Origin of the sequence: Aureimonas sp. D3, from assembly GCF_001463805.1 — a bacterium.
GTDB lineage: Bacteria > Pseudomonadota > Alphaproteobacteria > Rhizobiales > Rhizobiaceae > Aureimonas > Aureimonas ureilytica_A.
Map to the genome: position 1 here is coordinate 40,620 of NZ_BBWM01000033.1, position 9,796 is coordinate 50,415.

Here is a 9,796-nt window from a genome sequence, read left to right on the forward strand (position 1 = left end):
ATCGGGCTTCCTGCCCCCCGGCCCCGGCTTTTGCGAGATCGGCGCGGCCTCGACCTTTTCCTTTCTGCGCGGCGTCTCGCAGCCGGGCGAGATGGTGGTGGCCGCCCAGGCGCTGGGGCTGGGCGGGCTGGGGCTGGCCGATCGCAACAGCGTCGCCGGCGTGGTGCGCGCCTATGGGCAGGCGCAACTGGTGCAGATGCCCTTTCGCGCCGGAACGCGCCTCGTCTTTCAGGACGAAACGCCCGACCTTTTCGCCTATCCGCGCGACCGCGCCGCCTGGGGGCGGCTTTGCCGGCTTCTGACAACAGGAAACCTGCGCGCGCCCAAAGGTGAATGCCATCTGACCCTGGCCGATCTCGTCGAATGGGGCGAAGGTCTCAGCCTCGCGCTGCTTGCGCCGGAGGAACTCGGTGGCGACGGGCAGGAAGCGCAGGCGGCGGAACGCCGGCTAACTCAGTCCCTCGCGCCGCTCGTCTCGGCCTTTCCCAAGGCCGTGCGCCTCGCGCTCGCCCCGCGCTTCGACGGCGGCGACCGGCGGCGGATCGAGCGCGCCGAGGCGCTGGCGCAACGCTTCAGGGCGCCGCTTCTCGCGACCAATGACGCGCTCTATCATGGCACGGAGCGCCGGCCCCTGAGCGACGTGGTGACCGCCATTCGCGAGCATGTGCCGCTTGCGCAAGCCGGCTTTCGGCTGGCCCGCAACGCCGAGCGACGGCTGAAACACGAGGGCGAGATGCTGCGGCTTTTTCGCGGCCACGAAGAGGCGATCCATGAAGCCAGGCGATTTTTCGAAGAGGTCGAGTTCGACCTCGCCAGCCTCCGATACGACTATCCCGACGAGGCGCTGGGCCTGTCCGTCAGCCCGGCCGAGGAGTTGCGGCGTCTCGCCTATGAAGGCGCGGCCTGGCGCTACCATCCCAAACCCGTTCCGCCCGCGATCTTCGCGCGGATCGAGGATGAGATGAGGCTGATCGAGAAGAAGAAATACGAGCCCTACTTCCTCACCGTCCACCGCATCGTGCAGGCCGCGCGCGATATGAAAATCCTCTGCCAGGGGCGCGGCTCGGCGGCCAACTCGGTGGTCTGCTACTGCATCGGCGTGACGGAGGTTCACCCCGACAAGGCCGGGCTGCTCTTCGACCGCTTCATCTCCGCCGAGCGCGACGAGCCGCCCGATATCGACATCGATTTCGAGCACGAGCGGCGCGACGAGGTGATCCGCTGGATCTACGATTTCTATGGGCGGGACTCGGCCGCGATCGCCGCCACCGTCATCACCTATCGCGCCCGCTCGGCGGCGCGCGAGGTCGGCAAGTGCTTCGGCCTGTCGGAAGACGCCTTGAGCGCCCTGTCGGGCTCGGTTTGGGGCTATTCGGCGAGCGATCTCGGCGCGGCGGAAGCCGAGGCGGCGGGCCTGTCGGCTGGGGATCGCACGACCCGCCATGTGCTCGACTTCGCCCATCAGCTCGCCGGCTTTCCGCGCCACCTGTCGCAGCATGTCGGCGGCTTCGTGCTGACGCGCGGCCGGGTGGACGAGACGGTGCCCGTGCTCAACACTGGCTCCAAGGGGCGCATCATCGTCGAATGGGACAAGGACGATCTCGACACGCTCGGCATTCTCAAGATCGACATTCTGGCGCTCGGCATGCTCTCCTGCCTGCGCCGCGCCTTCGAAATGCTGAACCGGCTCTATCCCGGCGAGGCGACGGGCGACGGGCGGGTGGCCTCGCTCGACACGCTGCCCGTCGAGCCACCCAACGCCCCGGTCTGGCGGATGACGCATCGGGCCGACACGCTCGGCACCTTCCAGATCGAAAGCCGGGCGCAGATGACCATGCTGCCCAAGCTGAGGCCCAACGAGTTCTACGATCTTGTCATCCAGGTCGCCATCGTGCGCCCCGGCCCGATCCAGGGCAACATGGTGCATCCCTATCTGCGGCGGCGCATGGGGCTGGAGAAGCCCGATCTTCCCAGCGACGAACTGAAGGATATTCTCGAGCGCACCTGCGGCGTTCCGCTGTTTCAGGAACAGGCCATGCGCATCGCCATGGTCGCGGCCGGCTTCACGGGGGCCGAGGCGGACAAGCTGCGCCGCGCCATGGCGACCTTCAAGCGCTCAGGGCAGGTGACGCATTTCAAGGAGCGGATGATCTCCGGCATGATCGCCAAGGGATACGAGCCCGATTTCGCCGCGCGCTGCTTCAGCCAGATCGAGGGCTTCGGCGAATACGGCTTTCCCGAAAGCCATGCCGCCTCCTTCGCGCTGCTCGTCTATGCCTCGGCCTATATCAAGTGCCATTTCCCGGATGTCTTCGCCGCTAGCCTTCTCAACTCGCAGCCCATGGGCTTCTACGCCCCGGCGCAGATCGTGCGCGACGCGCGCGAGCACGGGGTGGAGGTGCGTGCCGTCTGCGTCAACCGCTCGCGCTGGGATTCCGCGCTGGAGCCCGGCCGCTTCGACCCGCGCGACATGCACCCGCGCCATCGCGAGATGGCCGGCGCGATCCGCACCCGCCATGCGCTGCGGCTCGGCTTTCGGCAGGTGAAGGGCTTGGGCGACGCGGATATGAAGCGATTGGTCGAGGCGCGCGAACAGGGCGGCCCCTTTCGCTCGCTCCATGATCTGCGCCAGCGCAGCGGCCTGTCCCGCCGCGCCTTGGAGCGGCTGGCCGATGCCGACGCCTTTCAGGACATGGGCCTCAAGCGCCGCGCCGCGCTCTGGGCGGTGCAGGGGCTGGACGAGCCGGTGGAGGACCTGCCGCTCTTCGCGCTGGCCAAGGGGCCGGACCTGCGCCCCGAAGCCCCCGCCGCGCTGCCCGACATGCCGGAGGGCGAGGAGGTGGTGAACGACTATCGCTTCCTGTCGCTATCCTTGAAGGCGCACCCGATCTCCTTCCTGCGCGGGCACCTGAGCGATCTCGGCATCGTCCAGACGGCGGCGTTGGATCAGGTGAAGCCGGGGCGGCGGGTGGATGTGGCGGGACTCGTGCTCATTCGCCAGCGGCCGGGCTCGGCCAAGGGCGTCGTCTTCATCACGGTGGAGGACGAAACGGGCGTCGCCAATATCGTGGTCTGGAAGACCATGTTCGAGCGCTTCCGATCCGTCGTGCTCGGCGCGCGCTTCATCCGCATTTCCGGCCGCATCCAGCGCGATCATGGCGTGCAGCATCTGGTCGCCGAGCGGCTGGAAGACCTCTCGCCGCTTCTCGCTCACCTCTCGAAGGGCGGGCTGGAGCGCACCAACACGCTGCAACCGGCCGACCATGTGCGCAAGCCGTTGAGATATCACGGGAATGAGCGCGCGCTGCAGCGACCCATTCCGGCCGATGTGGTGGAGGCGGCGAGCGCGCTCGGCGCGGTTCTCTCGCGCGCCGACGAGTTCCGCCGCCCGCAGCCCGAAGGCCGCGTCAACCTGCACCGAACCCCGCGCGAGGGCCGCACCATGCCCGATGTGCCCTGGGAGGTGCGATTGGGCGAGCGGCCGGGCGCGGTGGAGGACGATGCGCGGCGCACCCATGCCGTCCTGCCCAAGGGGCGCAACTTTCACTGAGGGCGACGGCGGTCCCGGAGTCTGCGATGCCTCCGGGCAGAAGAGGGAACCCCGGTAATGCCAGACATCTGCGAGCATCATCGCCGCTGCTTGGACGCTCAACCTCGGCGAAGTGAGGCCGTGTCAGGCGTTCCGCGCCAAAATCTCCCGCAGCGCCTCCACCAGCCGCTCGCATTCGGCCGGTGTGCCGACCGTGATGCGCAGGAAATCCGCGATGCGCGGGCGCGCGAAATGACGCACCAGAATGGCCCGCTCGCGCAGCGCCCGCGCGAGGTCGGCGCCCGCCCGCGCCGGGTGCCGAGCGAACAGGAAATTGGCGCGGGACGGCAGAACCCCGAAGCCGAGGCCTCCAAGCGCGACTGAAAGCTCGTCCCGCGCGGCGACCGTCAGCGCCGTGTGATGCTCGAACCAGTCCCGGTCCCGCCAGGCGGCAAGCGCGCCGGCCTGCGCGGTGCGGCCGAGCGGATAGGAGTTGAAACTGTCCTTCAACCGCTCCAGCGCCTCGATCAGCCCACGTTGGCCGAGCGCGAAGCCGACGCGCAGGCCCGCTAGCGAGCGCGACTTGGAAAAGGTCTGCACCACCAGAAGGTTGGGATGGTCCCTGATGAGACCCGCCGCGCTCTCCGCGCCGAAATCCACATAGGCTTCGTCCACCACCACGGGCTGGTCGGGGTGATCCTCCAACAGTTGGCGGATCGCCGTCAGCGGCAGGGCGATGCCGGTCGGCGCATTGGGATTGGGCAGGATGATCGCGCCGCAGGGCCGGCGGTAATCCTCCACCCGCACCCGGAACCCCTCGTCCAGCGCCACGGTCTCGTAAGGAATGCCGAAGAGCCGGGCATAGGTCGGATAGAAGGCATAGGTCAGGTCGGGGAAGAGCAGCGGCCGCTCGTGGTTCAGGAGCCCCTGGAAGACATGGGCCAGAACCTCGTCCGACCCGTTGCCGACGAAGACCTCGCCCGCCGACAGGCCGAAGCTCGCGCCGATCGCCTCGCGCAGCGCCAGCGAGGACGGATCGGGATAGAGCCGCAGATCGTCCGAGGCCGCCGCGCCGATCGCCTCCAGCGCGCGGGGCGAGGGGCCATAAGGGCTCTCGTTGGTGTTCAGCTTCAGAAGATTGGCGACGCGAGGCTGCTCGCCCGGCACATAGGGCTCCAGCGTGTGGACGATCCGGCTCCAGAAACGGCTCATGAAACGACAGCTCCCCGCGTTGCGCGCGCCTTTGATAGACCGGCGAAAGGCGCACTGGCGAGGGGCGAAGCGCTCCCATGTCGGCCGGCTCCGGTGGCCTTTCTTCCCATCCGTTAGCCCTATCCACAACTGCGAGTCGAGCGTTTACGGGTCTGTGATAGAGGTGTGAGATTGTCTCCGGCGGCCCATCCGAGACAGTCCCTTGACCTATCTCCTGCTGAAATACCTGCATGTTGTCGGCGCGACCGTTATTCTGGGGACGGGAACGGGCATCGCCTTTTTCATGCTGATGGCCCACCGCACAAGCGACGCCGCCTTCGTCGCGCGCACGGCCGGCGTGGTGGTGACGGCCGATCTTCTGTTTACCGCCTCCGCCGTGACGCTTCAGCCCATCACCGGCTATCTGCTGATGCGCGAAGCCGGCTATGCCATGAACGAGCCCTGGATTGTCGCCTCGCTGGCGCTCTATGGCGTCGCCGGCCTGTTCTGGCTGCCGGTGGTCTGGATTCAGGCGCGGATGCGCGATCTGGCACAAGAGGCCGTAGCCCGGGCCGAGCCGCTGCCGCCGCGCTATCATAGGCTTTTTCGCATCTGGTTCCTCTTCGGCTTTCCGGGCTTCGGTGCCGTTGCGGCCATCCTCTGGCTCATGATCGCCAAGCCGAGCCTCTGACCGATGACTCCGCTCCCGACCATCGCGATCCTGGGTGCCTCCGGCCTGATTGGCGAGGCGCTGGCGCGTCATTTGCAGGCCGAAGGCTACCCCGTCCTGGCGCTTGCGCGCCGCTTCACGCCCGCCCAGCGCCGCGCCCTGCGACGCCCCATCGAGACGCCGCTCGTGGAAGCGTCCGCCGCCGATCTCTCGCGCCTTCTGGACGCGGAAGGGGCGGAGATCGTCGTGAACTGCATCGGCGTGTTGCAGGACAGCGGCAAGGGCCGGGCGCGGGCGGTGCATCGTGATTTCGCCGCCCGGCTGGTGGAGGCGACGCGAACGCGCCTTCTCGTCCAGATTTCCATTCCCGGCCGCGAGGCGGAGGATCGGACAGGCTTCAGCCTCACCAAGCGCGAGGCCGAGCACCTGATCGCGCAGCAGGCCGTTTCTTTCGCGATCCTGCGCCCCGGCTTCGTCTGGGCTCCCGCAGCCTATGGCGGCAGCGCGCTGATCCGCGCGCTGGCCATGCTGCCCTTCGCCCTGCCGGCGCGCGAGGCCGCAAGCCCCTTTGCTGCGACGGACGTTCGTGACATCGCTCGTACGGTGGCCTTCCTTGCGCATCGCTGGGCCGAGGGCGAGCGAGACTGGTGCGTCACATGGGACGTGATGGAGCGTCGGCCCGGCACAGTGGAAACCGTGGTGGAGGCCGTGCGCCTCCATCTCGGCGGCCCGCCCGCGCGGCTGCGCCTTCCCGGTTTTCTGATGATGGCCGGCGCGCGTTTGGGCGATCTCGCCGCGCGTCTCGGCTGGTCGCCGCCTATCCGCACCACCGCGCTCATGGAAATGCAGCGCGGCGTTTCGGGCGATCCCGGCGCCTGGATGGAGGCGACGGGCCTTCAGCCCGCCTCGCTCCTCGATGCCCTCTCCGGCACGCCTGCCACCGTTCAAGAGCGCTGGTTCGCGCGTCTTTATCTCCTGAAGGCTCTGGTGTTCACCATGCTCGTTCTGTTCTGGCTCGTGTCCGGCCTTGTCGCGCTCACGATCTCCTTCGAAGCGGCCACCGCGATCCTGATCGGGCTCGGCCTGCCGGTGGGCCTTGCCAAGGGCGCGACGGTGCTGACCAGCCTTCTGGACATTCAGATCGGCACGATGATCGCCACCCGTCGCACCGCCCGTCTCGGACTCTGGGCCGCCATCGCCCTGTCGCTGGCCTATGTTCTGGGCGCGATTCTCTTCGACCCCGACCTCTGGCTCGACCCGCTCGGCTCCATGGTCAAGACCCTGCCCGCCATCGTCCTCGCGCTGGTCGCGCTCGCGCTGCTGGACGAGCGGTAGGATTTACGAACCGGAGAGAAGCCGGATCGCTTGGTCCAACTGGTGGTCGACGCCCTCGCGCAACTCACTGCGGGTGAGGGGGATCGGCATGTCGGGTGTGACCCCAACCCCTTCGAAGGCCTGTCCGTCGGCCTTTGTTTCGCGCTTGGTGGACACGCGAAAGCTCATGCCGAACTCGGGGAAGCGTTGAACGAAAGGCTGTCCGGTGGAGCCGAACGTCGCTTCGCCCAGAACCGGACCCCGCGCGCCATCCTGGAAGCGCAGAACGAAATCCTCGCAGGCCGAGGCGCAGCCGCCATCTACCAGAGCCGCCATTTTCCCGACGAAGGCATCCGGCTCGGGCTGGGTCGTGTCTGCTCCCGCGCGCATCATCAGTTGGGGCAGGGAGGCCACCGTCCCGTGGAACGCCTCCTGGGCATCGTTGAGAGCGATGGTCATGGGAGAAACGAAGCTCGTGCCGCGATAGGGCCGGGTCATGATGGCCGCGAGAAGCCGGCTCGGCGTTTGCCCGCCGCCATTGCCGCGAAGATCGAGAAGGATGGCGCGCGCATCCTTTGCCGCCCGGATGGCGGTGATGGCCTCGTCCTCATACCGATGCCCGTCGAAACTGGGAATGCGCAGGATAACGAGCCCGTCGGGGCCGGGGCGGGACGTCACTTCCTTTGACAGCGTAAGTCCGCGCCATGGCGCGTCGGAGGGCGCTGCCCGATCGATAGGAACCTCCCGTCCGTCCTCCAGCGTGAGCGTAAAACTGGAAGGGAAAAGAAAGGGACGGCTCCAGACCACGCGGTCGAGGGTCGCCTGACTCGACTGTCCGATCTCGGCCCGGATCGGCTCCAGCCATTCATCGATCGGGTGTCCGTCCACCGCAATGACGACATCGCCGGAAGAAAGGACGGGAAGGCGCGAACGGAGGATGGTCCAGGCGCCCTCGACCGGGCGGAGGGTGAAGGGCAGCGGGCGTGCCTCCCGTTCCATCACCTCGTCGAAAAAGCCGGTATGGCCATTCTTCAGGCTGGCGAAGAGACGCATGGTCGCCAGCGAGAAATTTCGCCGATCGGGCGCCGTGAGAGCTTCCCTCAGATAGGCGTGATAGCGCGCTTCGAAATCAAAGTCGGCGGGCAGGCCTTCGGCATGAGCGAAATAGGTTCGGATCGCATGATAGGCCGCCGAGGCGATCGCCGCGCGCTCGGCCAAATCCGGATCTCGTACAGGCATGGTCTGGGCAGATGCTGGCTCCACCAGACATTCAAGCGGCTGGCTCATCGCGCAGGCGAGAAAGGCGACAATCGGCAGGACGCGTCGAAACGGCATCGGTGCTCTTTCCGATCCGTCGAATCAACTCGACAGGCCCGCAGCATCGAACGGCCCCTCCGGTCGTCGCGATCAGGTCTATTGCATCGTTCTATGGCGCATCATCTATCACGTGAGCGTGATGCCGCCAAGCGCCTGCCTGCGCATCGCCAAAAGCATCGTGCGCCATAGTTTGTCCCTTCAGGAACAGGGTCCGACGTCTTGAGGGAGACGGCGGCCGGGGGCAGGGCGCGGACGCGCCGGGGGAACGACGCTGAAACGGGCCACTTCATCCACTCGAAGGCAAGGCTGCTGGCGCGACATCGCGCTCCCGCGAAGCGCCAAGCTCCCGCGAAGCGCCAAGCTCCCGCGAAGCGCCGAGCTTCCGCACAGCGCCGAGCTTTGGTGCGGTGCCAAGCCTGCACGAGGCCTCGCGCTTCGGCGCGCGGCGTCGCTTCTGCCGCTTCTTGCCCTCGCTGCCTGCCAAGGGCCGCAATCGACCTTCGCCCCGGCGGGCATGGAAAGCGACCGCGTGCTCGGCCTGTTCTGGGTCATGCTGGCGGGAGCCATCGCCATCTGGCTCTTCGTCATGGGCATTTCGGTCTATGCCACGCGCAGCGAAAGCCGGCCCTTGAGCGACAAGGCCGGCCAACGCTTCATCCTGTGGGGCGGCGTCGCCTTTCCCGTCGTGGTGCTGACGGCGCTTCTTGTCTTCGGCTTGCGCCTCATGCCCGAGTTCCGTGCCCCGGCTGATGGCCCGCGCATCGCCGTCTCGGGCGAGCGCTTCTGGTGGCGCGTTCATTACAACACGCCCGATACGCCGGGCGTCGCCAAGGCGCTGTCGGGCGAGGGCGTGCCGTCCGCCAACGAAATCTGGCTGCCGGTGAACCGGCGCTCCGAGCTGCTTCTGGGCTCGCCCGACGTCATCCACTCGTTCTGGGTGCCGAACATCGCGGGCAAGACGGACACGATCCCTGGCCGCATCAACCGGCTCGTGGTGGAGCCGACCAAGCTCGGCCTCTACAACGGCATCTGCGCCGAGTTCTGCGGCACGGCCCATGCGCAGATGCTGTTTCGCGTGCGCGTCGTCAGCCAGGAGGAGTTCGACGCCAAGGTGGCGGCGGAAGCCGCGCCCACGACGGTTCTCGACCACCCCGGACGGATCGCCTTCGAGCGCAATGGCTGCGGCGCCTGCCATGCCGTGCGCGGCACGGACTCGGCCGGCCTCGTCGGCCCTGATCTCACGCATCTGGCCAGCCGCCAGACGCTCGGGGCCGGCATTCTGGACATGAACCCCGACAATATCATGCGCTTCGTCGCGCTCACCGAACACGAGAAGCCGGGCGTCGAAATGCCGTCCTTTTCCATGCTGCCGCGGGACGAACTCCGGCAGATCGCCGAATGGCTGGGGGCGCTGAAATGAGCATGGCGGCCGAACTCAATGCGATGCGCCGCCCCGAGGACCCGGACCAGGAGGACGAATCCGTCCGCAAGGCCCAGGCCGAGCGTCTGATCGCCGTCTGGGACAGCCCCAAGGGCTGGCGTTACTGGTCCGACGTCAACAACACGACGGTCGGCGTCTGGTACACGGCGACGGCCTTCGCCTTCATGCTGTTCGCCGGCGTGCTCGGCCTGATGATCCGCGTGCAACTGGTCGCGCCCGACACCGACTTCCTGTCGGCGACCATGTACAATCAGGTCTACACGCTGCACGGCACGGTGATGATGTTCCTGTTCGCCGTGCCGATCTTCGAGGCGGTGGCGGTGATCCTCCTGCC

Annotated in this window: 7 protein-coding genes; 5 read left to right on the forward strand and 2 right to left on the reverse strand. The window is 67.4% G+C overall.

What is annotated here, in order from left to right:
* Positions 1-10: 10 nt before the first annotated feature.
* Positions 11-3,550: an error-prone DNA polymerase gene (locus AUL36_RS09205; RefSeq protein WP_441294142.1), complete on the forward strand. Its 3,540-nt coding sequence runs from the start codon at positions 11-13 to the stop codon at positions 3,548-3,550.
* A gap of 123 nt (positions 3,551-3,673) precedes the next feature.
* Here the strand turns inward: AUL36_RS09205 and AUL36_RS09210 are convergent, their stop codons facing one another.
* The gene (locus AUL36_RS09210; protein ID WP_062219945.1) at positions 3,674-4,741 is read right to left on the reverse strand and encodes a pyridoxal phosphate-dependent aminotransferase; all 1,068 of its coding nucleotides are present in this window, start codon (positions 4,739-4,741) and stop codon (positions 3,674-3,676) included.
* 202 nt (positions 4,742-4,943) lie between these two features.
* Here AUL36_RS09210 and AUL36_RS09215 point away from each other — a divergent pair, with 202 nt between their 5' ends.
* Together AUL36_RS09215 and AUL36_RS09220 are read left to right on the forward strand one after the other, a co-directional pair.
* The gene (locus AUL36_RS09215; RefSeq protein WP_062219946.1) at positions 4,944-5,411 is read left to right on the forward strand and encodes a DUF2269 family protein; all 468 of its coding nucleotides are present in this window, start codon (positions 4,944-4,946) and stop codon (positions 5,409-5,411) included.
* A gap of 3 nt (positions 5,412-5,414) precedes the next feature.
* On the forward strand, positions 5,415-6,725 hold the full coding sequence (locus AUL36_RS09220) for an SDR family oxidoreductase (protein ID WP_062219949.1): 1,311 nt from the start codon (positions 5,415-5,417) through the stop codon (positions 6,723-6,725).
* 3 nt (positions 6,726-6,728) lie between these two features.
* On the opposite strand, the gene AUL36_RS09225 is transcribed toward AUL36_RS09220, so the two are convergent.
* A complete protein-coding gene (locus tag AUL36_RS09225; RefSeq protein WP_244497083.1) occupies positions 6,729-8,039 on the reverse strand; it encodes a S41 family peptidase in 1,311 nt (436 codons plus the stop codon).
* Positions 8,040-8,535: 496 nt separating this feature from the next.
* On the opposite strand from AUL36_RS09225, the gene AUL36_RS09230 reads away from it, so the two are divergent.
* A complete protein-coding gene (locus AUL36_RS09230) occupies positions 8,536-9,441 on the forward strand; it encodes a cytochrome c oxidase subunit II (RefSeq protein ID WP_244497084.1) in 906 nt (301 codons plus the stop codon).
* On the forward strand, positions 9,438-9,796 hold a 359-nt coding region (locus tag AUL36_RS09235), incomplete at its 3' end, for a cbb3-type cytochrome c oxidase subunit I (protein ID WP_192843810.1). The genes AUL36_RS09230 and AUL36_RS09235, both read left to right, overlap by 4 nt.